Raw genomic sequence first — 21,298 nt, 5'->3', positions numbered from 1 at the left:
GACAGCACCCGTGTGCGCACCTAGCCTGATCCCACGAATGTGACCCACCTAACACTCGGGCACTGCCCGGCTCGGATTCCCTCCGCCGTATCTCCCCTCGGAGAGACGCGGCACCATCCCCAAGGAGAACTGATGGCGTTTCGGCTAGGCGTGGATGTGGGCGGCACATTCACGGACATACTGCTGGTGAATGAAGACACCGGCCAGACCCACCGTTACAAGACGTCCTCCACCCCACAGGACCAGTCCGTGGGGGTCCTCTACGGGATCCAGCAGGTCTGCGCGGCAGCCGGTGTTGATCCCTCCGAGGTCAAGGACGTACTGCACGGAACCACAGTTGCCACCAACGCGATCCTGGAGCAGAAGGGCGCCCGGGTTGGCCTGGTAACCACCCGGGGTTTCCGGCAGGTGCTGCAGATTGCCCGGTCCTTCGTTCCCGGCGGTCTGGCCGGCTGGATTATCTGGCCCAAGCCGGAGCCGCTGGCAGACCTCGAGGACACCGTCGAGGTAACCGAACGCGTCTCAACTACGGGGGAGGTGCTGACGGAACTGGATGAAGACGACGTGCGCCGCCAGCTCGCCAAACTGCGGAACAATGGCGTTGAAGCCCTGAGCATCTGCCTGATCAATGCCTACGCCAACGGCGAGCACGAAGCACGCATTGCCGGGATAGCAGCAGAGGAACTGCCCGGCATTCCGGTCTCCAGGTCCTCCGTGGTGCTGCCGGAGCTGCGCGAATACGAACGCGCCATCACCACCGTTGCCAACGCCTACGTGCAGGGCCAGGTCTCCGGGTACGTCCGCAGCCTGGATGAGCAGCTCACCGGCGCCGGCATGGACGCCCAGCTCTCCATCCTGCGCAGCGACGGCGGACTCGTCTCCGGCGCAGTTGCCGCCGACAACCCGGTCTCCCTGCTGCTTTCCGGACCGGCCGGCGGCGTCACCGGCGCCGCCTGGGCCGCCGAACAGGCCGGCTACACCGACTTCCTGACCTTCGACATGGGAGGGACCTCCACGGACGTAGCGCTGGTGCAGAACCTGCAGCCGCGGATCGGCCGCGAAACCACGGTGGGTGACCTCACCGTCCGTGCCACCTCCGTCGACGTGCGCACCGTGGGCGCAGGCGGCGGATCGATCGCCCACGTCCCGCCGCTGACCCAGGCCCTGCGCGTCGGTCCGCAGTCCGCCGGAGCCGCCCCCGGGCCGGCGTCGTACGGGCGCGGTGGCACTGAACCCACGGTGACGGACGCGAATGTGGTGCTGGGCTACCTGCCCGCCGAGCTGGCCGGCGGCGAGATCGGCCTGGACACCGAGGCCGCGGCCGCAGCAGTGAAAACCATCGCCGATGCCACTGGGCTGAACGATGTCCAGCGGGCCGCCGAAGGAATCGTCCACATCGTCAACGAGAACATGTTCGGTGCGTTGAAACTGGTGTCCACCCAGCAGGGGTTTGATCCCAGGGACTTTGCACTGGTTGCCTTCGGCGGCGCCGGTCCGCTGCACGCCAACGCGCTCGGCAAGCTCACCGGTGCCTGGCCGGTGATCATTCCGCCGTCCCCGGGAGTGCTCTCCGCTTACGGGGACGCGACCACCAGCCTGCGGGATGAAGCGGCCCGCACCCTGGTGCGCCCGTTCAGCGATTTCACCGACTCCGAGCTGGCCGGCCTGCTCGATGAGCTCGCCGCCACCGCCCGCGAATCACTGCTCGCCGCGGGACTGGGGGAAGAGGACCTCACCGTCGGCTACTCGGCGGACGTCCGCTACCACGGCCAGGGCTTCGAGATCCCGGTGCCGCTGGATTACGCGGCTTTCGCCGCAGGGGCAGGTGCCGGGTTCGCCGGCCTGCGGACAGCGTTCGACGCCGAGCACTCACGGCTCTTCTCCTTCCTGCTGGACAACGAGCACGAACTCGTCACGGTCCGGGCCACGGTCAACGGACCACATCCTGAGGTCGCCTCGATCACCCTGGAATCCGGCGGAGAAGACCCGTCCGCTGCGGAACGTACCCGGACCAGCCTCTTCGTGGACGGAGAAACGGTTGAGGCCGTGGTCTACGACCGGAACCGCCTGCTGGCCGGGAACATTGTGCCCGGACCGGCCATCATTGCCGAAATGGACTCCACCACGCTGGTCCTGCCCGGTCACGCCGCCACGGTGCACCCGCACGGCAGCCTGCTCATCCGCCCCGCAGATTCGAAGGAGTAGCCCCCATGGCCCAGCTAGTGGAAACCGCCACCGAGCCGCTGCGCGCGGTGGACGTGGACGTAGTCACCCTTGACCTGATCGAAAACGCGCTGCGCAGCGCCCGGTACGAGATGGACGAGACACTCTTCCGGACTGCCCTGAGCCCCGGGATCCGGGAGCAGCATGACGAGTTCCCGCTGATCGCGGACCCCGGCGGCAAAATGATCGTGGGCCAGTTCGGCCTCTCCATTCCGGACTTCCTGGAGAACTTCCACGGGACGATCGAGGAGGGCGACGTCCTGATGACCTCGGACCCGTACTCCTGCGGTGCGGCGATCAGCCACGCCAATGACTGGCTGGTGGTCATGCCCATCTTCTACGAGGGCCGGATTGTTGGCTGGGCCTCGCAGTTCGGCCACATGACCGACGTCGGCGGCAAGACACCGGCGTCCATGCCCACCGACGCGCGCACCATCTTCGAGGAAGGCGTGGTGATCCCGCCGTTCAAGCTCTACCGGCGCGGAGAACGGGATGACACGGCGCTGGGCATCATCCTGAACCAGGTCCGCAAGCCGGACTGGAACCGGGCAGACCTGAACGGGCTGGTTGCAGCCTGCAGCACCGCCTCCCGGCGGGTGCAGGAAATGTGCGCCCGCTTTGGAGTGGATACCTACACCTCCGCGCTCAACGCCCTGCTGGACCGTAACTACCGCGCCATGAAGACCCTGCTTTCAATGGTCTTCGAGGAAGGCAAACCGCTCTCCTTCACCGACTACATCGACGACGACGGGCGCGGCTTCGGCCCGTACGAACTGAAGATGACCATCACCCGCACCGGGGACAAGGTGCTGATCGACCTGACCGGCAGCAGCCCGCAGGCCCAGGGCCCGATCAACTACTACATCAACGAAAACCTGATCCGGATGTTCTTCGGCATTTACATGATCACCGTCGCGGACCCGCAGATCCTCTGGAACGACGGCTTCTATCCGCTGGTGGACGTCGAAATCCCCGAGGATACCTTCTGGAAACCGCGCTACCCGGCGGCCCTGAACGGCCGCAATCACGGCATCGGCCGGCTCTTCGACCTCTTCGGCGGGCTGCTGGGGCAGGCCAACCCGGACCTGCTCAACGGAGCCGGGTTCTCCTCCTCGCCGCACTTCATGTACTCCGGGAACTACAGCTCCGGGGACCGCAGCGGGGAATGGTTCCAGCTCTACTCGATCGGTTTCGGCGGAATCCCGGGACGCCCCGTCGGCGACGGACCGGACGGGCACTCGCTCTGGCCCTCCTTCACCAACATCCCGTGCGAGTACCTGGAGTCCTACTATCCGCTGGTGATCGACCGCTGGGAAACCATTCCGGACACCGGAGGCGCAGGGCTGCACCGCGGAGGCAACGGCGTCGACGTCGCCTACCGCTTCCTGGAACCGGGAACCATCGCCATCCACGACGACCGCTGGCTCACCTACCCCTGGGGCGTGCGCGGCGGGGAACCCGGCGCCCGCGGCCGGAAATGGATCGACAAGGCGGACGGCTCCACCGTTGTCCTGCCCTCCAAAGTCCACGATGTGTCCGTGGCGCCGGGCGACGTCCTGCACTTCGTCACCTGGGGCGGCGGCGGTTGGGGGGACCCACTGCAGCGGGACCCGGAGCTGGTGTGCAAGGAAGTTCGACGGGGGCTGGTGACTCCTGAGGGCGCCCGGGCCTACGGCGTGGTCTGCTCCGGAGACGGAGAGCTCGACGCCGGTGCAACCGCTGCGCTGCGCGGGCAGCTGGGCGAGGGCCGCCCGGAAGAACTGCCGCTGTTCAACCGCGGCGGCGAACTGGCGGACCTGCTGGCCAACGCCGAAGCGGAAACCGGTCTGAAAGCTCCGTCCGCCCCGGTGGTGATGCCATGACGTTTGCGGACGGTTTCGACGGCACCCTGGCGCCGGGGAACACCCCGGCCGTGGTGTCCGTGGACCTGATGCGCGCCTATTTCGATCCGCAGAGTCCCCTGTGCCTGCCGGAGAAACAGTTCCTGGACACCGCCGCGCAGGTCCTTGAATCGGCCCGCGCCAACGGTGTCCCGGTGCTGCACACCCGGGTCAGCTACGGGCCCGACGGCGCGGACGGCGGGGTCTTTATCCACAAGATCCCGGCGCTGCGGCTGCTGATCGGGGACAGCGAGCTGGGCCGGATCATGCCGGAAGTTGCGCCGCAGGACGGGGAAACCGTGCTGGTGAAGCAGTACGCCAGCGCGTTCTTCGGCACGGACCTCGCCTCGCTGCTGCACACCTGGGGCGTGGACACCGTGGTGATCGTGGGGACCAGCACCAGCGGCTGCATCCGTGCCAGCGCCGTGGATGCGGTGCAGCACGGTTTCATCCCGATCGTGGTGGCCGACGCCGTCGGGGACCGGGATGAAACCGTGCATGGCGGTTCGCTCTATGACCTGCAGGCAAAGTACGCGGAGATCTGGCAGAGCCCCGCGGTGCTGGAGTACTTCAGTGCGTCAGGGACTTAACCCTCGGCCTCGCCCCACCAGGGTTCCTTGGCGGCGTCGTACGTGCCGTCATTTTCGGCAAGGTTCAGCCACTGGTTGACGTACTCCTGGAAGACCGTGTCCCCGAGCGGCAGCAGGTAGGCCTTTTGCGAGAAGTTGAACGGGTTGTCCGGGTCCACCGCGCAAAGTTCGGGGTATTCGTTGGCCACCCACTTCACCTCCGCGGCGTCGGTGGTCATCACGTCCGCCCTGCCGGCGACGATCTCATCGAAGATGGTGTTGTTGTCCTCGAAGCGGATGATCTCGCCGTCAGGGTAGTTCGTGTCCGCGAAGATTTCGTTCGTTCCGCCGATCGGGGTGATGGACCGGACACCGGGACTGTTGATCTCCTCCACGGTGTCATAAAGCTCCTCCTTGCCGCAGAGCGTGATCGGTGTCTTGCCGTCGTCCAGGACGGGAGCGGTGTAGAACGCCTGCTCGGCACGGGCCAGCGAAATTGAAACACCGCCCACACCGATGTCGCAGCCGGACAGGAAATCGGGCATCAGGTCTTTCCACGTGGTCTGCACGAACTCAACGTCCACCTCCAGCCTGGCAGCGAGGTCACGGGCCATCGCAATGTCGATCCCGCTCCACTCCCCGCTGTCCGGATCCTTGTACGTGAAGGGCCGGTAGTCGCCGGTGGTGCAGACCTTCAGCGAACCGCGCTCGGTGATCGCCGCGAGCCGGGACTCCGTACCGGGCTCTTCCGCGGCAGGCGTCGGCTCGTCCGCAGGGGCAGAGCATCCGGTGGCCAGGAGTGCGGCGGCAGCGAAAACGGACAGCAGGCGGTACTTCATGCAGTGCTCCTTATCGTGTGGGGGCGGAGCGTCTTCGCTCCGTCCCTACAGACCTAACAGGAGCGCCATGGATGCGTCTGCCCTAGTCAGGAGCCCATAAGGGGTGCGTTGCCGATTTGTTACCGCCGGCAGCCGCTAGTGCTTCACGGCCAGGGAGGTGCCAAACCCGAGCAGGGCGAGCCCGGTCAGCCGGTCAGTGATCTTCGCTGACCGCGGAGCCTGCAGGGCCCTGCGGGCCAGATGCGCTGCCGAAATGATGAGCCCGAACCACACGCAGCTCAGCAGCACATGGATTCCGGCGAGGGCCAGGCCCATGAGCAGGGGCGAGACCCCTGCAGGCATGAACTGCGGAATCATCGCGATGTAGAAGACGCCTACCTTGGGATTGAGCAGGTTGGTCCCCAGCCCCTTGGCCCACGCGGTGGACAGCCGTTCACCGGCAGGCACCGGGACCCCGTCCACAGGCACGGGGGCATGGCTGCGGCGGAAGGACTTCCACAGCAGGGAACTCCCGAGCCAGAGCATGTAGACGGCACCGGCCAGCTTCAGCGCAGTGTAGGCGGTTTCGGATGCCGTGAGCAGTGCGGAGATCCCGACGGCGGCGGCCGCGCCCCAGGCGAACGCGCCGGTGTTGATGCCCAGGCCGGTGGCGACGGCATGGCGGGGACCCTGGCTGATGGCCGAGCGCAGCACCATGGCCGAATCCAGGCCCGGAAGGACAGTCAAAAGGACGGCGACGGCGGTGAAGCCAAGAAGGGCTTGTTCAACACTCACCAGCTCATCGTATCCCCCGGGAACGAACCCCCGTCAGCACGGCGCCGGGACCCATGGGAGAGTGGAGGAGTGGAACTCAGCGATACGGTTCAGCCCATCCTGCTGCGCGTGGACAAGGAAGACCCGGCGGCGCACACCGATGCCGTGGCCGCAGCCGCCGTGGCCTGCGTCCTGGCGTTTGCCCGCAGGGAGAGCGACGAGCAGTGGGCGGACTGGATGGCCGGACGCTTCACCAAGACGGTACGCCGGGCCGGCCCCAAACCCTTTGCGAAGCTCACCGCGGATGCGCCCTCCGGAACGGTGGTGGTCGGCAAGGCAGCGGCCGCCGCGTTCGAACCGCAGCGCTACGAAGACATGCCGCGGGCGCTGCGCTCCCTGCAGGTATCAGGGACCCAGCTTCCCGCCGGGGCTCCCGTGCCGGCCCGGCCGGGGAGCCCGCTCATTGTCCTCAACCAGGAACTGAAAATGTCCACCGGCAAGGCAGCAGCCCAGGCCGCCCACGCGCTCCTGGCCTGGTACCTCGAGCTCGGTCCGGAGGAGGCCGCGGCGTTCGCGGCCAACCCGGATGCCGCGGCTACCGAGGTTCCGGCGGCACGCTTCGGGGAGCTGCGCTTAGGCCGCGGTGCCGGTCCATTGATTGTCGACGCCGGACTCACCGAAATAGACCCTGGCTCCGCGACGGCTTTCGTCACCGCGGCTGAACTTCCTGTTCCCCGCGGCTAGCGGGCGAGGTCCTTTTCCGCCGCCGGGAGGACCCTTTCCTCGTCTTCCCGGAGGTCCACCGGGCGCTTGCCGTCGAGCAGCGGGTTAGCGCGGAAGAACCAGCTGACCAAATCCTCGTCCCGCCAGCCGGCCGAGCGCCCCAACCGGATGATGTCCTTGACCGCAGGAAGGATACGGGCCCGTTTCTCGTCGAACTGGAACCCGGGGTAGAGCACGCCCCCGCCGTCCGTGAGCGCCAGCACCGGGGCCTTGCCGGTGAGGTTTTTCGCCCGCGCGTTCTCGGTGCCGCCAAAATTCAGCCGCCCGGCGAGTTCAGCGGCCGTGTACAGCCCGAACTCGCGCCGGACCTGTTCCCGGGGGACTGCGGCGGCCGCGTCTGTGGCACCCTTGCTTCCGGGGCGGGGTGCTGGCTCTGGCGTCATGGGTCACAACGTACTCCCCATCAGGGGTTTCGGGGAGACCTGTCCCGTCCCGGGACGAACCTTCGGCTGTTTTTGTTATCCGGCTACCCGAAGCGCGCCCAGCCGCCGGGCATCCCTGGCCCGCGCATCCAAGTCTGCGGCTGCCTGGGCAGGCAGGTCGATAATCCCCTTCAGGGAACGGCGCAGGCTCCGGTAGGCGCCCTCGACCTCGGTTGGTGAGGCGCCGCCGTCGAGCAGGAGATTCAGGGCGGACCGGGCGGTTGCCAGTTTTCCGCGTTCTGCGTCCGTGAGGCGGGACTGTCCGCAGCGGCGGGCATAGTTCTCTGCCGTGCGCAGCGCCACCTCGAAACGGTCGACGGCGGCGTGCAGCTTGTGGGGGTCCGTGCCGCGCTCAGCTTCGCGGATGCCCTGCATGGCCACGATAACCTCCCGGATCACCGGGTCGCTGTAGTCGGTCATGAGCGGGTACTCGATGAGCAGCGAAACATCCGTCTCGTAGCGGGACCAGGCAACCAGCGCCGCGTCCCTCCGGCTGTGGGCCTGATCCCAGGAAGATGCCGCTGCGGCCGCCATGGTCCGCCGGTTCCGCCGGGCCCTCAGGATGCGGGTGGACCGGCCTGCGGCAACTCCCAGGCCGGCAAGGGCGGCGATGCCGGCCGGCGGAATGATGAATGCCAGGGCGAAGGTGTACGCAGGGGGCACGGCATCGAAGACCGCCCAGGATGCAAAGGAGAGGAGGGAATAGATGCCCAGTACCACCAGCCCGGATGTGAGGGCGAAAAGCACCAGTGCGGCCGCGGCAATCCTGCGGGCTATCCTCTTCAGCATGCCGACAGGATAGCTCCCGAAGCTGGAATCCGGCAGGGAGTGCGGATCAGGAAGCTGCACGATAAGGCGGCTGCACGGTTTCCAGTGCGCGGCGCGCTGGAACTTGAGCAAAAAATGAGGGTATCTTTCGCGGACACCGGCTGTCGGTTTCCTAGAGTTCCTGCATGGGGACTTACAACACACTCACGCGAACGAAGCCCGCTAACGATGTCCTGACTCCTGCCTCCGGCGCCGCAGTCAGCCGCTGGGTCCTGGCCAGCCGCGCCCGGTCCGTACCGGCTCCTCCCGCGCTGGAGACGGACCAGGTCTACGTCACCCGGCGGGGGACCGTCTTCCACTCTGCCTGGTGCCAGGTTGTCCAGCGGACCTGGGAATTCAACCGCCCGGCCCTGCAGGTCTGCGGCCGGGAGGCAGCAGGACAGCGCCGTCTGTGCCGTTCCTGCCTGGAGGAAACCCGGCGCCTCTGAATTCCGGCGCTGCCCGGGCGTTCCGGCGCTGCCGGGCGCGGACCGGTGCTAGCGTGCGCCCCGGAGCCGCTCCAGCTCCCGGCGGTCCTTCTTGGTTGGCCGACCGGTGCCGCGGTCGCGCTGCGGAATGCCCAGCGCCGGGGCGGCCGGGCGTTCGGGGGTGTGGTCGGTGAAGAAGTGCGATGCCGCCTCGGCACCCACCCGCTTGGCGATCAGCCCGCGGACCTCCAGGATGCGTTCAAAGCCGGGCTGCCGCACCCGGATGGTGTCTCCCGGCTGGACCGGAGCAGCGGCCTTCGCCGCGTTGCCGTTGAGCTTCACGTGACCCGCCCGGCAGGCGGCCGTTGCCGCGGAACGGGTCTTGTAGGCACGGATAGCCCAGAGCCAGGCGTCGATGCGCACCGGACGGGAACTGCTGTTCGGAATGCTCATGGTGATACCCGAGTCTAGTCTGCCGGGCTCCGCCTGCTCCGAAGGCCGAGCAGTTTTCGGGCGTCGTCCTCGGCACGCAGCTGGTCCGCTGACGGAAGGCTGCCCTGGAGAACCGAATCCTGCCGGGGCACGCGCCGGGAGGCCAGCAGCCGCCTTAGCTCAGACGGAGTGAACGGATCGGGAAAACCCCGGTGGGACACAGCGTGGCAGGTAGGGCACAGCGGTACCAGGTCGGTCACCGGGTCCATCACGTACGTCTCCGAGAGGAAGCCGGGCGGAACAATGTGATGCACCTGCAGGACTCCGCTGCCGTCGGGTCCGAACACCGCCTTGGGGTCCAACCCGCAGGCCGAACAGGACCGTCCATGGTGGGCAAGGCAGATTCGCCGGGCCTCGGCGTCGTTCTCCCACCGGCTGGTGAGGGACCAACGGACGGCCTGCTGGGGCAGGGACCCCGGGAACAGTCCGTCGCGGGTCTCGGCTGCAGCATGCCGGGACCATTTCCGGCGCAGATCCTCACCAGCTGAGTGGCTAACGACGGCGGTGCCGCCGTCCTTCGGACAGGCGGCAGCAATCTCCTCCGGAAGGTCCGGCAGAAGGATGAGTTCATCCGGGGGCAGCAGCACGTCGACGTCGATATCCACGAGCCGGGTCCCGGGTGGTCCCTGCGGGTCCGCGAGGCCGTAGGGAACGGAAACCACCACTCCGTGGCCGGCCAGCCCGGCGCGTTCGCCCGGAACCATGAACCAGGCATCCGAGCCTGGCTCAATCCTGCCCGCCGTTGACGTGACATCCCAGACCGCCCGGAAGAAACCGGCGTCGGCAGCGATTGCGGCCGCCTCCCGGTAGTTAGGCTGCCACGCCTCCGGCCGGACCGGATCCCACGCAAGGAGGACAGCGGTCATGCGGTGTTCCGGACTGCGCCGGTCAACGCGGCTGGTAGGTGAGGCAGTCAGCGAGCTCGGCGCCGGGACCCACCCGCACATCGTGTGCGTCGCACATCAGATGGTTGTTGTGGCGGCATTCTTCCCGCTGGCAGGCGCCAACAGTGGCAAGGACCTTCGGAAGCCCACCCGTGGCGGAAGTATCGATGAACGTGGCGCAGCTGGCGTGGTCCTGTGAACCGCCCACGGTGATGGCATAGGCGGTGCAGCCGTCGTGGTTGAAATCGCAGTTGTGGACCGAACAGTCTGATACGGGTGCTACATGGTCAGTCATGGTTCCTCCCGTGCTTGGTGCCGGATTGGATCGTGCCCGAGTTCCGAACGTACCACCGTTGGGAACGAATAATTAGCACGAATTTCCGGGCCGTAATTCGGCTGTTGGGGGAGGGGCCGGATGCTATTGGCGCAGGATTGACACCGTCACCAGGACGGCAGCAACCGTGAGCAGCAGCCGCAGGAGGAACGAGGCTTCGGGGTAGATCCGGCGAAGCGGCGCCGGTACCTGCCGCCGCGGTGCCGGCCAGGAACGGGCATCGCAGCGGATGACGGTCGCGGTGAAGACAATGGCTCCGCCGACTCCGCAGATGGTGGTCAGCACGCCCACTAGGGTGCTGTCCCTGCTCAGCCCGCCGGAGGCAAGGACTCCCACGGCCAAACCCAACGCGCTGCCGCGTCCTACGAAGTCCAGGTAACGGCCCATCGCCGGAAGGAAGACAGAAAGGAAACGCCGGACAGCGCCCGGGCGCAGCAGCGACGCCGCTTCCCGGAAGCCCTGCCGCGAGGCTGCGCGCAGCTCGTCCCAGTCAGACGCGGAGCCTAGCACCGGTGCGAGACCGGCTGCCGCTTCGGCCAGGAGCGCCTGCTGTTCGGTGACCAGGTGCGGACGGCGCAGGAGACCTGCCAGGGCCTCAGCACTCCGCCGGCGCTGAGCGGGGGAGGGCCGGGCGTGCCTGCGCTGTTCCTGTTTCCGCACCCAGGCTGCTTCGTCAGAGGAGGGGATCATCAGCCGCGGGTCGGTCAGGGTACGGACTACGCGTCGGCCCAGCGCCGCCGCAGACCGGTCCGGCTGTTCTGCCGGCTGGCGCAGTTCATCCGCGCGGCGGGCCGTGAGGTCAAGGCAATGGTCGGTCAGCGCCGGCAGCACCGTGTTGTCCCAGCACGCCCGCGCCACGATGAACACGCCGAAAACCGCAGAGACCAGGGCCGTTGCCTGGCTGATAGTCCAAAAATCCAGGCCTGCCCACAACTGCTGCACTTTGTCCCTTGCCTGCTGTCCTGACACGTAACGGCAGCCATCTGTGCCGACGCTGAAATCTTGCCACAGCGGAGCATTTGGAGGCGCCGATACGACTCTGTATAACCGGTGTATGACCTCCGTGCACGTTGATTCGATTTCCTCGGCGGTACGGCAGGCGGCCCGGGCGGAGGGCCTGGAGCTAGACGCCGCCCAGCTGGCGGTGCTTCCGCTGCTTGCGCGCGCCGGGGCAGCAGCCATCTCCGGCGAGCCCGGCAGGTCCGTCTATTTGTGGGGCCCTCCCGGCCGGGGAAAAACCTGGCTGCTGGACGCGTTCTGCGAAGCCGTTCCCCTCGCCGAAAAACGCCGCCTGCACTTCCATGACTTCTTCCGGGAGCTGCATGCCCGGACCTTCGAGGGATACGGGCAGAAGGGTTTCGCCCAACAGTCTGCCTTCGCCGCCGGGCTGGACGCCCTGCTGGGCGATGCCAGGCTGCTCTGCTTCGACGAGTTCCACGTCAACGGTCCGGCGGACGCCGCTTTCGTGACCCGCCTGCTTCGCGAGGTGGAGGAACGCGGAACCGTGCTGGTGGCGACGTCGAACTACGCGCCGCACGAGCTGCTGCCGGATCCGATGTTCCACCACCTGTTTGAAGCAGGGATCGAACTCATCACCACCCGGCTGCAGGTGGCGGCCCTGGACGGAACACTGGACTACCGCTCCACCCGCCCCCGGGGAACGGCCGGATTCGCTTCGGGACACCATCTCCGTGAGCCGGATGCGGCGAGCCTGGCGGCGGCGGGCCTGCGGCTGCCCGAGCCGCAGGAAGCAGCAGTGCTCTCTCCGGGCCCGGTGGCGCTGAAGGCGGCACGGGCAGCGGACGGGCAGCTCTGGTTCACCTTCGGGGACCTGTGCGCGGCCCGTTCTGCGGCGTCGGACTATCTGGCGCTGGCCGGCCAATACCGCCACTGGGTGGTGTCCGGAGTTCCGGACACCACCCACGAAGACCCGTTTGCCTGGCAGCGCTTCGGCAACCTCGTGGACGTACTGTACGACGCCGGCTGCCGCCTGGATGTGCTCGGGTTCAGGAACTACGCGGGCACGTTCCCTGGCATTGCCCACGAAATCGACCTGGCCAGGATCAGCAGCCGGTTCGGGATGCTCTCGGCGCCGGTCCCCGCCTAGCTGCCTCAGGCATCCACGGCCTGCACTGCGGGTTCTGAATCCTTCCGCGTGCGGCGGTGCCGCACATGCTGGACTCCGGAGACGGCGAGGGCGACTGCCAGTACCAGGTAGAGGGTGATGGTAATCGGGCTTCCCACCAGGATGCCCAGATCCCCCTCAGAGACGGCCAGCGCCCGGCGGAGTTCGGTTTCGGCCATCGGGCCAAGGATGACAGCGATCAGCACCGGGGCGAGGGGGATGTTGAAGCGGCGCATCATGAACCCTGCGAGGCCGATGGCGATCAGGAGCCAGAGATCAAGGACCGAGGAACTGACGGCGTAGACGCCCAGCATGGAGAACACCGTGATTCCGGCGTACAGGTAGTGCCGTGGAATGTTCAGCAGCTTGGCCCACACCGTTGCGAACGGCAGGTTGATGATGAGCAGGATCACCAGCCCGATGAACAGCGAGGCAAGGAGGGCCCAGACCAGTTCCCCGCTGCGTTCGAAGAGCAGCGGGCCCGGCTGCATCCCGTACTGCTGGAAGGCGGCGAGCATGATCGCGGCGGTCGCGGAGGTGGGCAGGCCCAGCGCGAGCAGCGCACCCATGGCAGTTCCCGCCGTCGCGTTCGAGGCAGCCTCTGGGGCGGCCAGGCCCTTGATGGAACCTGTGGTTCCGAACTCGGGGTCCTTCCGCCGGGCAGCGAGTTTCTTTTCCGTACCGTAGGCCAGGAACGTGGGAACCTCGGCACCTCCGGCCGGAATCAGGCCAAACGGTGCACCGAAAGCCGTACCGCGCAGCCAGGCCGGCAGCGCCCGGCGGACGTCTCCCAGATTGATGCGGGCACGGCCGCGGGTCTTGATTTGGGTCGCGGCCGGATCCCGGTGGATACGGGAGGCAATGTGGAAAACCTCGCCCAGCGCGAGCAGTCCCACAGTGATCACGATGATGGAGATGCCGTCGAAGAGCTGGGGCATTCCGAGCGTGAAGCGGGCGGTGCCGCTGGGACCATCGATTCCCACCAGGGCGAGCGCCAGCCCAATGCCCAGTGCGGCAAGGCCACGGACCACGGACTCGGACACTACTGACGAGATGGCCAGGAACGCGAAGACTGCCAGGGCGAAGTACTCCGCCGGCCCAAAGACGGTGGCGAGCTTCACCAGCGTGGGGGCGAAGAAGACTACCAGCGTGGTGGCGATCAGCCCGCCGATGAAGGCTCCGATGGCGGCCGTGGCCAGTGCCTTGGCGGCATGGCCGTTCTTGGCCATCCGGTGGCCTTCGAAGGTGGAAGCGATCGCGGATGAATTGCCGGGGGTGTTGAGCAGGATGCCGGCCGTCGAATCTCCGAACAGCCCGCCGAAGTAAATGCCGGCGAACATGATGAACGCGGCCGTGGGATCAAGGGAGAAGGTAACCGGCAGGAGCAGCGCCACGGCCATGGCGGAGCCAAGGCCGGGAAGGACACCGACGGCGGTGCCCAGGACGGCGCCAATCAGTACCCACAACAGGTTCATGGGTGTCAGTGCGGCTCCGAAGCCGTCGAAGAGCAGGGATAGCTGATCCATCTAGAGAAGTCCTCTCAGGAATCCGGAGGGCAGGTTGAGCCCCAGTCCGGCGTTGAAAGCGAGCTGGATTGCGGACGCGAAAAGCAGTGAAACACCGGCGTCGAAGGCCGGGCGCCTGCTGCCGAGCGCGTAGCAGATGATCCAGAAGAGGAATGCTGCGCTGAGGATCCAGCCCAGGAGGTTCAGGACCGCAGTGAAGGTGACTAATCCCAGGAGCACCAGCCCGATGGTCCGCCAGTCTGAGTAAGTGCGCCAGGAACCAGCCGGTGCCGCCTGGGTCCTGTCCGCCGGAAGGCCGGCAAGGTCACGGAGCATGTCCGCGGAGAAATTCCCGTGGTCAGGGTGCTTGCGGGTATCCGGGACGCTCGGGTTGCGCAGCACCGAGATAGTCAGCGCCGTGGCCACCGCGTACAGCAGGATGCACACCAGGACCGGGAAAAACCGTGGCCCGGGTGTCGCCGAGCCCTGCACGTTCATGGTGGCCGTGCCCACGGTCAGGAAAACTGCAAGGGCGTAGAGAACGACGGCGACCAGCAGTTCGCTTCGGCCCCGCAGGAATCCGCCTTCCGCTGCGGGAGGATTGTCCGTGCCCTGCCGGCGCCCTGCATCGGGCCTGCTTCCGGTGATGCTCATAGTCCCAGGTCCTTTACGATCTCGCGTGCAGTGGCCACTTCGCCGGCTATGAACTCCTCGAGCTCCTCACCGGTGGCAAAGCTGTCTGTCCAGCTGTTGCGGGCCAGGGTGTCTTTCCAGTCGTCTGTTTCGCGCATTTCGGTGACAATGGCGGTGAATTCCTCGCGGGCGGCGTCGGAAATGCCGGGGGCTGCCACTACGCCGCGCCAGTTGGACATCGCTACGTCCACCCCCTGTTCCCTAAAGGTGGGAACGTCCACACCGTCCAGGCGCTCTTCGGAGGAAATTGCCAGTACCCGCAGGGAACCGGCCTCAATCTGGTCAGCTACCTCGTTGTAGCCGGACATACCCGCTGCCGTGGTGTGGGAGAGCAGGGAGGTTAGCGCCTCACCGCCGCCGGAGTAGGCCACGTAGTTCACCAATTTCGGATCGAGGCCAACTTCCTTGGCGAGCAGTCCGCTGAGGAGGTGGTCGATGGATCCGAGGGAGCCGCCGCCAATCGATGTGCCGCCGGGGTTCTGGATCCACGCGGCGAGGAAGTCATCCAGTGTCTGGAACTCGCTGTCTGCCGGTACCACCAGGGCAGCGTAGTCATCTGCGAGTTTGGCGATGGGGACCACATCCGCCATGGACTCCGGGTTGTCCGCCAGTTCGATGGCACCGATCATGACGCCGCCGGTGACCAGCAGGGCATCCTCGCGTCCAGGGGTCTGTACAAACTGGCTGAGGCCGATTGTTCCGCCCGCACCCGGGACGTTGACCACCTGCGGGTTGTTCACGATTCCGTTGCCCCGCAGCGCCTGCTGGGATTCGCGGGCGAACCCGTCCCAGCCTCCGCCCGGGGCGGCGGGAGCGATCAGGGTCAGTTTGCTGCGGGCGGTGGCGGTTCCGCCGGATGACGCAGCGTTGATCAGGGCCAGCACTGTGACCAGCACCGTAACCAGGGCGAAGGCGCCGGAGCGCAGGTTTAGCTTCATGGGTCCTGTTCCAAAGAGCGTCGTGGTTGTTGGGGGTCGATGCTGCTTGTACACAATGAAGTCCATGTATATACCGTGATCCACGTCACTGCAATACGGCGCAGACCCCTAGCCATATGCAGACTTGGCTGATATGGCAGGCTGAATTTCGGTTCGAGAGTGCGGAACTCTTCTCCAATGTATTTTCATAGGCTAGTTTGTATACATAACTCAGCCGACGATGAGAGAGAGTGTTTAGCCATGCCACAGGAGACTCAGCTGGACGCGGATGTCCTGGTGATCGGCGGCGGGAACGCCGGATTCACCGCTGCCCATGCGGCCGCCGAACGGGGCAGGAAGGTCATCCTGCTGGAGAAGGGATCCGAAGAGCTGTCCGGGGGTAACAGCTTCTACACCGCAGGCGCCACCCGGATTGTCCATGGCGGGCTTGAGGACCTGCGGGGGTTCATCGAAGACGATGAGCGGCACCCGGACACCGAAGTGCCGCCGTATACCGCTGAGGACTACGCACATGACCTGGCCAAGGTGACGGAAGGGCGCAATGATCCCGAACTCACCAGGGTCCTTATCTCTGAGTCCCAGTCCACCCTGCGCTGGCTGGCGGGGCTGGGGCTCAAGTATCGGCTGATGTATGAACGCCAGGCGTACCAGCGCTCCGACGGCAGCTACCTGTTCTGGGGTGGACTGCACGTTGGCAACGTGGGCGGCGGAGAGGGGCTGATGGCGGACCATGCACGCGTTGCAGCCGGCCTGGGCGTGGATGTCCGCTACGGACACGCCGCTACGGGGCTGATAACCCGGGACGGTGCCGTCACCGGAGTCCGCGTACAGACGCCCGAGGGGGAGCGCGCCTTCACCGCCGAATCAGTGATCCTCACTGCGGGCGGATTCGAATCCGACCCGCACAAGCGGCGGGAGTTCCTCGGCGACGGCTGGGAACATGCCAAGGTTCGCGGAACCCCCTGCAACACCGGCGACATGATCACGGCGGCGCTGGAGATTGGTGCTGCCCGCGGCGGTGACTGGAACACCTGCCACAGCGTGCAGTGGGACGCCTTCACCCCGATGAACGAATCGAACCGGGAGCTCACCAACCGCCTGACCCGGCAGAGCTACCCCCTGGGCATCATCGTCAACCGGAACGGAGAACGATTCCTCGACGAGGGAGCCGATTTCCGGAACTACACCTATGCCAAGTACGGACGCGAGATCCTGCGCCAGCCCGGTTCCGTCGCCTACCAAATCTTCGATGCGTCCCTGCGTCCCATGCTGCGCACGGAGGAGTACGACATGCCCGGGGTGTCAGTTGAATCAGCGGACACCATTGCCGGGCTGGCGGCCAGGATTGGGATCAGCGAGGAGAAGCTGGAGAAGACCGTCACTGAGTTCAACAATTCAATCGACCGGACCGTGCCCCTGGACCCCAACGTCCTGGATGGCCGGGCGGCCCGCACCCAGCCTCCGAAGAGCAACTGGGCCAGCCCTATCGAAACCGGTCCCTTCTACGCCTTCGGAGTTACCTGCGGCATCACCTTCACCTTTGGCGGCGTCAAGGGAGACACCCACGGACGTGTCCTCGACGATAGCGGCGCGCCCATCCCCGGGCTCTTCGCGGCGGGAGAGATGCTCGGCGGCCTGTTCAGCACGAACTACCCCGGCGGGTCGGGCCTTGCAGCCGGATGCGTCTTCGGACGGCGGGCCGGAGCGCTCGCGTAAAGTTGCCGTAGACCCTTACTGACGGCTCTCGCGCAAGGAAAACCCACAGTGGCCCAACCGGCATCTTCCCGCAAGGACGGCGAGTCGATCTTCCTGACTTTGAGATCGGAGATCCTCTCCGGGCTGCACCCGCCCGGAACTCCCATGCGTGAGGTGAACCTCGCTGAGCGGTTTGGCGTCTCCCGGACTCCGGTCCGGGAGGCGCTCTCCCGCCTGCAGCAGGAACGGCTGCTGGAAAGAGTGGCACGCGGCCTGCAGGTTCCCCAAGTGGATCCGCAGCAGGTCATCCAGGTTTATGACATGCGGATCCTGCTGGAGGAAGAAGCTGCCGGACAGGCTGCCAGGGCCCGCCGCTTTACCGACCAGATGCGGCTGGAGGCCCTGTTGGAGAGGGACCGGAGCCTGCAGGATCCCGATGACCAGACCCGCATCAAGACCAACCTTGAATTTCATTCCGCCGTGTGGGCCTGTGCCCACAATCCAGTGCTGCAGGACCTGCTCGAGCGGCTCTCCACACACCTGGTGCACGCGCCGCACTCGACCCTCTCGGTAGGACAGCGGTGGGAAGATGCCCTGGAAGAGCATGCAGCACTCGTGGACGCCATCGACCGGGAAGACGCTGATACGGCCCGCAGTATCGCCCGGAACCACATGGCCACGGCCCGCACCCTCAGGCTTCAGCTGCTGCGGGAGGGAGCCCTGAAGGAGCAGCTGCGTTCCTACCAGAACTGAATGTTGCGGGGGTAAGCCCCGGCCGGACACCGGCTAGCGAAGCGAGTCCAGCTTCGTTTCAGCTTTCTCTACCGCCCGGCGGGCGGCTCTCGCCTCACGCCGTGCTTTGTCCCGTGCACGTTCAAGCGCTCCGCGCCGCCGGTCGAGGTCGCTGATTTCGCGCTCCAGCTCGCGGATCCGTTCCCGCAGGTCATCAATCTCATCGGTCAGGCCGTCACGGAATGACGCCTGGCCGTCAACCTCTGACTGGACTTCGGCGAGTTTTTGTTCAGCCTGCTTCGCGGCTTCGCTGGCGTTCGCCAGCTCCTGCTGCGCTTCTTTCCGGGCCTTTGCCCGGGCTGCCTGCTGCTGGCGCGGCGTTCCCTTGCCCGGCGCGTTACCGGCATCCGCACCGCCGGGTTGCCTGCTCCTGGCACCCGCGGACACCAGCGGTGAGGCAGACTCCGGATCCGCGACGGCGCCGTCGAGGTCCACCGGCTCCCAGCCGTTCGCTTCCAGTCCCCGCACGAGGCGCCCGGAGGCAAGCGCCGCAGCAGCGTTGGGGTCTGTCATCGCGGCCCAGAGGGTCTGCTCCACTTCGGCGGCCACTGCGGCGCTGACCGGGTTGCCGAGCTTTTCCGCCAGCCCCCGTGCGTCCCGGGCCAGGCTCCTGAGCAGGCGGTGGCGTTCGGAGTTCAGCCGGCGTATCTCTTCCCGGTCCAGGTCCGCCTGGGCTTCCCGCAGGGACGCGCCGAGGGCCAGGACACTGGAGATGGACGGCCCTTCTTCGCGGATGAGCATGTTGGCCAGCCAAGCCGCGGCGGACGGTTTGGGCAGGGCTTTCAGCCGTTTGCCGAGATCGGGATGCCCGCCTCGGCTGGCAGCGGCCGCTTCGGCATTCCTGGAGGCCGTGAACTCGCTTGGAAGCAAGCCGTAAAGCCGGGTGACTGCCTCCGCCGGATCCGCGGCCTTCGGGCTCTGGGCGGGGCTCATCCCGGGTAGGGACCAAACCGGCCAATGGCCACGAAGACGTTCACCGCCATCAGGATGGCGGGCAGCGCCACCCGCTGGCGTTCATTGCGCTTTAGGTGCACCGCAACCGCGCCTGCCATCATTAGCGCCAGCGCGCAGGCGGCGATCGGGGTGAGGATGGGCGCCACGTCGGTGGCGGCCGGAAGCAGGAGCCCCAGCGCGCCGAGGATTTCAGCCACGCCAATGAGCTTGACGCCCCAGGCCGGGAAATCTGCGGGCCACCGCAGGACCCGGACCAGCTTGGCATAGGGCTGGATCAGGCGCATGGCTCCGAGGCCGAAGTACAGCAGGGCAAGTACTATTTCCGCTACCCACAAAAACACCAGCATGGATGTTCCTCTATCCCCCGTTCCGTTCCGGTCAGGCCCGGCTCTGTCATCCTATCCAGCCGGTCCGCCGAGGCACAGTTACGTTGCGGTCCTGCCCGTGAATCCGGGCGGCACTGCCGTGCTGGACCGGACGACGAACTCGGTGGGGTAGGTGCCGTGCAGCAGTTCGCCGGACACCGGCTCCTTGCGCAGAAGGGACAGGACGGCGCCGACGGCGGCGGCTCCCTGTCCGGCAGGGTCCTGGCGAATGGTGGTGAGGCCAAAAACTGCCGACAGCTCATGGCCGTCGATGCCGATGACCGAGAGGTCTTCCGGCACCCGCAGGCCAAGCTCCCGCGCGGCCAGGATGGCACCCACGGCAATTTCGTCGGCGGCGCAGAAGATTCCGGTGACACCGGCTGAGGGATCGGCGAGCAGCGCCTTGGCTGCCGCGAATCCGCCGGCAACGCTGAATTCGGAACTGCGCAGCCACTGCGGCTCGGGAGTGAGGCCGGCTTCGGCCATGGCAGAGCGGTAACCGTCCTGCCGAGTGCTTCCCATCCGGAAGTCGCGTTCGAGTTCCTCACCGCCGCCAATGTGGGCGATCCGCGTATGGCCAAGCGAGATGAGGTGGCGGGTAGCCAGTGCGGAAATGCGGAACTCGTCCACCCGGACCGTCGGCGTCTCCGGCAGCGGCCCGCCGATGGCGACGATCGGCTTGCCCACCTCGCGCAGCTGTTCCAGTTCTTCCTCGGTGAGGCGCAGCGCTACGGTGATGACGGCGTCGAGCCTCTTGCGCTGGAGCATCTCCTTGAGCACGCTCTCGCGGTGGCCAGGGCCGTCAGAGGTGTTGTACAGGGTGAGGTCGTAGCCGGCCTCGATGAGCGCGGACGCGGCGCCCTCCAGGACCTGGGAGAAGTACCAGCGTCCCACCGTGGGAATAACGATTCCGATGTTCCGGCTCCGGCCCGAGGCCAGCGAGGAGGCGTTGTAGGAGATGACGAATCCCAGTTCCTCCGCTGCGGCCCGGACCTTTCGGCGGGTCTGCTCGGAAACCCTGCCGTTGCCGCTCAGCGCCCGGGAGACTGTCGCTGCCGAGACTCCTGCCCTGGCGGCGACTTCACGAATACCTGCCCCACGGGCGCTGCGTTCCACTGGCTCAGGCTAGCCGAATCCACACGGCAGCGTCCGGCGCGAGGACACCGTTGCTCCCGGCCTCCGGAATGCTGCGGAGCAGGATCTCGCCGGACGGCAGTTCCACGGACTCGGAGCCCATGTTCAGAACGGCCAGGACGTTCCCGTTAACCAGGGACACCACGCCCTTGCCATCGTGTTCCGGCCACCAGGCCAGGGACCCGTGGCCCAGGTTCAGTTCCCGGCGCAGGGCCAGGGCATCCCGGTAGAGGTTCAGGGTTGAGTCGGGATCCTGCTGCTGCAGGTCCCGGGAGAGTCCCCGCCACTGCTCCGGCTGGGGCAGCCAGGAGTTGCCGGTGCTGCTGAACCCGTACGACGGCGCATCGGCCTGCCAGGGCAGCGGCACGCGGCAGCCGTCCCGCCCCAGGCGCTCGCCGCCGGTGCGGTGATACGTCGGGTCCTGGCGATGGACGTGTTCGAGCATGGTGTGGTCCGGCAGTCCGAGTTCTTCGCCCTGGTAGAGGTAGACGCCGCCGGGAAGGGCCAGCATGAGGGCAGTGGCTGCCCGTGCACGGCGCAGCCCCAGCTCATGGTCCGGTTGGAAGTCCTCCGGGCCCAGGCCGTCGCCGGGCCGGGCATGCCCGGGGGCCTGGCCGAAGCGGGATACGTGGCGGACGACGTCGTGGTTGGAGAGGACCCAGGTGGTGGGGGCGCCGACCTTG

23 protein-coding genes are annotated in these 21,298 nt (G+C 66.7%); 8 read left to right on the top strand and 15 right to left on the bottom strand.

The features are described from left to right. The first annotated feature begins 132 nt into the window (after window positions 1-132). From ACSLGO_RS18010 to ACSLGO_RS18000, 3 genes are read left to right on the top strand one after another with little or no spacing between them, the layout of a single operon-like run. Complete coding sequence (locus tag ACSLGO_RS18010) at window positions 133-2,205, top strand: hydantoinase/oxoprolinase family protein (protein WP_263128262.1); 2,073 nt, start codon at window positions 133-135, stop codon at window positions 2,203-2,205. 5 nt (window positions 2,206-2,210) lie between these two features. Beyond that, complete coding sequence (locus ACSLGO_RS18005) at window positions 2,211-4,085, top strand: hydantoinase B/oxoprolinase family protein (RefSeq protein WP_152275336.1); 1,875 nt, start codon at window positions 2,211-2,213, stop codon at window positions 4,083-4,085. Further along, window positions 4,082-4,693, top strand: coding sequence for an isochorismatase family protein (locus ACSLGO_RS18000; RefSeq protein WP_436401627.1), 612 nt, complete (start codon window positions 4,082-4,084; stop codon window positions 4,691-4,693). The genes ACSLGO_RS18005 and ACSLGO_RS18000 overlap by 4 nt, the downstream gene beginning before the upstream one ends. Here the strand turns inward: ACSLGO_RS18000 and ACSLGO_RS17995 are convergent. Both ACSLGO_RS17995 and ACSLGO_RS17990 read right to left on the bottom strand, forming a co-directional pair. Next, window positions 4,690-5,511 (bottom strand): transporter substrate-binding domain-containing protein, encoded by an 822-nt coding sequence (locus ACSLGO_RS17995; protein ID WP_263128266.1) that lies wholly within the window; start codon window positions 5,509-5,511, stop codon window positions 4,690-4,692. The genes ACSLGO_RS18000 and ACSLGO_RS17995 overlap by 4 nt on opposite strands. Window positions 5,512-5,646: 135 nt before the next feature. Continuing rightward, window positions 5,647-6,285 (bottom strand): LysE family translocator, encoded by a 639-nt coding sequence (locus tag ACSLGO_RS17990; RefSeq protein ID WP_263128267.1) that lies wholly within the window; start codon window positions 6,283-6,285, stop codon window positions 5,647-5,649. 69 nt (window positions 6,286-6,354) lie between these two features. Between ACSLGO_RS17990 and ACSLGO_RS17985 the strand changes: the two genes are divergently transcribed. Further along, window positions 6,355-7,008 carry a peptidyl-tRNA hydrolase gene (locus ACSLGO_RS17985; protein WP_436401626.1) on the top strand — a complete coding sequence of 218 codons (654 nt, stop codon included), beginning with the start codon at window positions 6,355-6,357 and terminating at the stop codon, window positions 7,006-7,008. Here the strand turns inward: ACSLGO_RS17985 and ACSLGO_RS17980 are convergent. After that, window positions 7,005-7,430, bottom strand: a complete 426-nt coding sequence (locus ACSLGO_RS17980) for a hypothetical protein (protein WP_386888095.1) — start codon at window positions 7,428-7,430, stop codon at window positions 7,005-7,007. The genes ACSLGO_RS17985 and ACSLGO_RS17980 overlap by 4 nt on opposite strands. Before the next feature lie 75 nt (window positions 7,431-7,505). After that, on the bottom strand, window positions 7,506-8,258 hold the full coding sequence (locus tag ACSLGO_RS17975; RefSeq protein WP_141653703.1) for a hypothetical protein: 753 nt from the start codon (window positions 8,256-8,258) through the stop codon (window positions 7,506-7,508). A 164-nt stretch (window positions 8,259-8,422) separates the two neighbouring features. On the opposite strand from ACSLGO_RS17975, the gene ACSLGO_RS17970 reads away from it, so the two are divergent. Next, window positions 8,423-8,725 (top strand): hypothetical protein, encoded by a 303-nt coding sequence (locus tag ACSLGO_RS17970; protein WP_091607895.1) that lies wholly within the window; start codon window positions 8,423-8,425, stop codon window positions 8,723-8,725. 48 nt (window positions 8,726-8,773) lie between these two features. Here the strand turns inward: ACSLGO_RS17970 and ACSLGO_RS17965 are convergent, their stop codons facing one another. The 4 genes from ACSLGO_RS17965 to ACSLGO_RS17950 form a co-directional block, all read right to left on the bottom strand. Then, on the bottom strand, window positions 8,774-9,157 hold the full coding sequence (locus ACSLGO_RS17965; protein WP_152275329.1) for an RNA-binding S4 domain-containing protein: 384 nt from the start codon (window positions 9,155-9,157) through the stop codon (window positions 8,774-8,776). Between the two features lie 14 nt (window positions 9,158-9,171). Beyond that, complete coding sequence (locus tag ACSLGO_RS17960; RefSeq protein ID WP_436401624.1) at window positions 9,172-10,062, bottom strand: HNH endonuclease; 891 nt, start codon at window positions 10,060-10,062, stop codon at window positions 9,172-9,174. A 22-nt stretch (window positions 10,063-10,084) separates the two neighbouring features. Beyond that, window positions 10,085-10,375 (bottom strand): DUF1540 domain-containing protein, encoded by a 291-nt coding sequence (locus tag ACSLGO_RS17955; RefSeq protein WP_091607887.1) that lies wholly within the window; start codon window positions 10,373-10,375, stop codon window positions 10,085-10,087. Between the two features lie 123 nt (window positions 10,376-10,498). Next, window positions 10,499-11,356, bottom strand: coding sequence for a hypothetical protein (locus tag ACSLGO_RS17950; RefSeq protein WP_436401623.1), 858 nt, complete (start codon window positions 11,354-11,356; stop codon window positions 10,499-10,501). Window positions 11,357-11,468: 112 nt separating this feature from the next. Here ACSLGO_RS17950 and zapE point away from each other — a divergent pair, with 112 nt between their 5' ends. Continuing rightward, window positions 11,469-12,521, top strand: a complete 1,053-nt coding sequence (gene zapE / locus ACSLGO_RS17945; RefSeq protein WP_091607881.1) for a cell division protein ZapE — start codon at window positions 11,469-11,471, stop codon at window positions 12,519-12,521. Between the two features lie 5 nt (window positions 12,522-12,526). Here zapE and ACSLGO_RS17940 read toward each other — a convergent pair whose 3' ends face one another. From ACSLGO_RS17940 to ACSLGO_RS17930, 3 genes are read right to left on the bottom strand one after another with little or no spacing between them, the layout of a single operon-like run. Beyond that, entirely contained in the window at window positions 12,527-14,065 is a 1,539-nt protein-coding gene (locus ACSLGO_RS17940; protein WP_091607879.1) for a tripartite tricarboxylate transporter permease, read from the bottom strand. Further along, window positions 14,066-14,698: a tripartite tricarboxylate transporter TctB family protein gene (locus tag ACSLGO_RS17935; RefSeq protein ID WP_436401622.1), complete on the bottom strand. Its 633-nt coding sequence runs from the start codon at window positions 14,696-14,698 to the stop codon at window positions 14,066-14,068. It lies immediately after the preceding gene. Then, entirely contained in the window at window positions 14,695-15,675 is a 981-nt protein-coding gene (locus tag ACSLGO_RS17930) for a Bug family tripartite tricarboxylate transporter substrate binding protein (protein WP_325787873.1), read from the bottom strand. The genes ACSLGO_RS17935 and ACSLGO_RS17930 overlap by 4 nt, the downstream gene beginning before the upstream one ends. A gap of 240 nt (window positions 15,676-15,915) precedes the next feature. Between ACSLGO_RS17930 and tcuA the strand changes: the two genes are divergently transcribed. Continuing rightward, complete coding sequence (gene tcuA / locus ACSLGO_RS17925) at window positions 15,916-17,391, top strand: FAD-dependent tricarballylate dehydrogenase TcuA (protein ID WP_325787875.1); 1,476 nt, start codon at window positions 15,916-15,918, stop codon at window positions 17,389-17,391. Window positions 17,392-17,439: 48 nt separating this feature from the next. After that, a complete protein-coding gene (locus tag ACSLGO_RS17920) occupies window positions 17,440-18,123 on the top strand; it encodes a GntR family transcriptional regulator (protein ID WP_436401621.1) in 684 nt (227 codons plus the stop codon). A gap of 33 nt (window positions 18,124-18,156) precedes the next feature. On the opposite strand, the gene ACSLGO_RS17915 is transcribed toward ACSLGO_RS17920, so the two are convergent. The 4 genes from ACSLGO_RS17915 to ACSLGO_RS17900 all read right to left on the bottom strand — a co-directional run. Further along, on the bottom strand, window positions 18,157-19,095 hold the full coding sequence (locus ACSLGO_RS17915) for a hypothetical protein (RefSeq protein WP_091607865.1): 939 nt from the start codon (window positions 19,093-19,095) through the stop codon (window positions 18,157-18,159). Next, the gene (locus ACSLGO_RS17910) at window positions 19,092-19,463 is read right to left on the bottom strand and encodes a DoxX family protein (protein ID WP_091607862.1); all 372 of its coding nucleotides are present in this window, start codon (window positions 19,461-19,463) and stop codon (window positions 19,092-19,094) included. The genes ACSLGO_RS17915 and ACSLGO_RS17910 overlap by 4 nt, the downstream gene beginning before the upstream one ends. A gap of 78 nt (window positions 19,464-19,541) precedes the next feature. Then, entirely contained in the window at window positions 19,542-20,597 is a 1,056-nt protein-coding gene (locus ACSLGO_RS17905; RefSeq protein WP_091607859.1) for a LacI family DNA-binding transcriptional regulator, read from the bottom strand. A gap of 4 nt (window positions 20,598-20,601) precedes the next feature. Next, on the bottom strand, window positions 20,602-21,298 hold a 697-nt coding region (locus ACSLGO_RS17900), incomplete at its 5' end, for an alpha-amylase family glycosyl hydrolase (RefSeq protein WP_436401620.1).

It is taken from the genome of Arthrobacter sp. IK3 (assembly GCF_051337705.1).
GTDB lineage: Bacteria > Actinomycetota > Actinomycetes > Actinomycetales > Micrococcaceae > Arthrobacter_B > Arthrobacter_B koreensis.
Note: the sequence above shows the minus strand (reverse complement) of the source record. Positions and strands in the feature narration are given on the sequence as shown.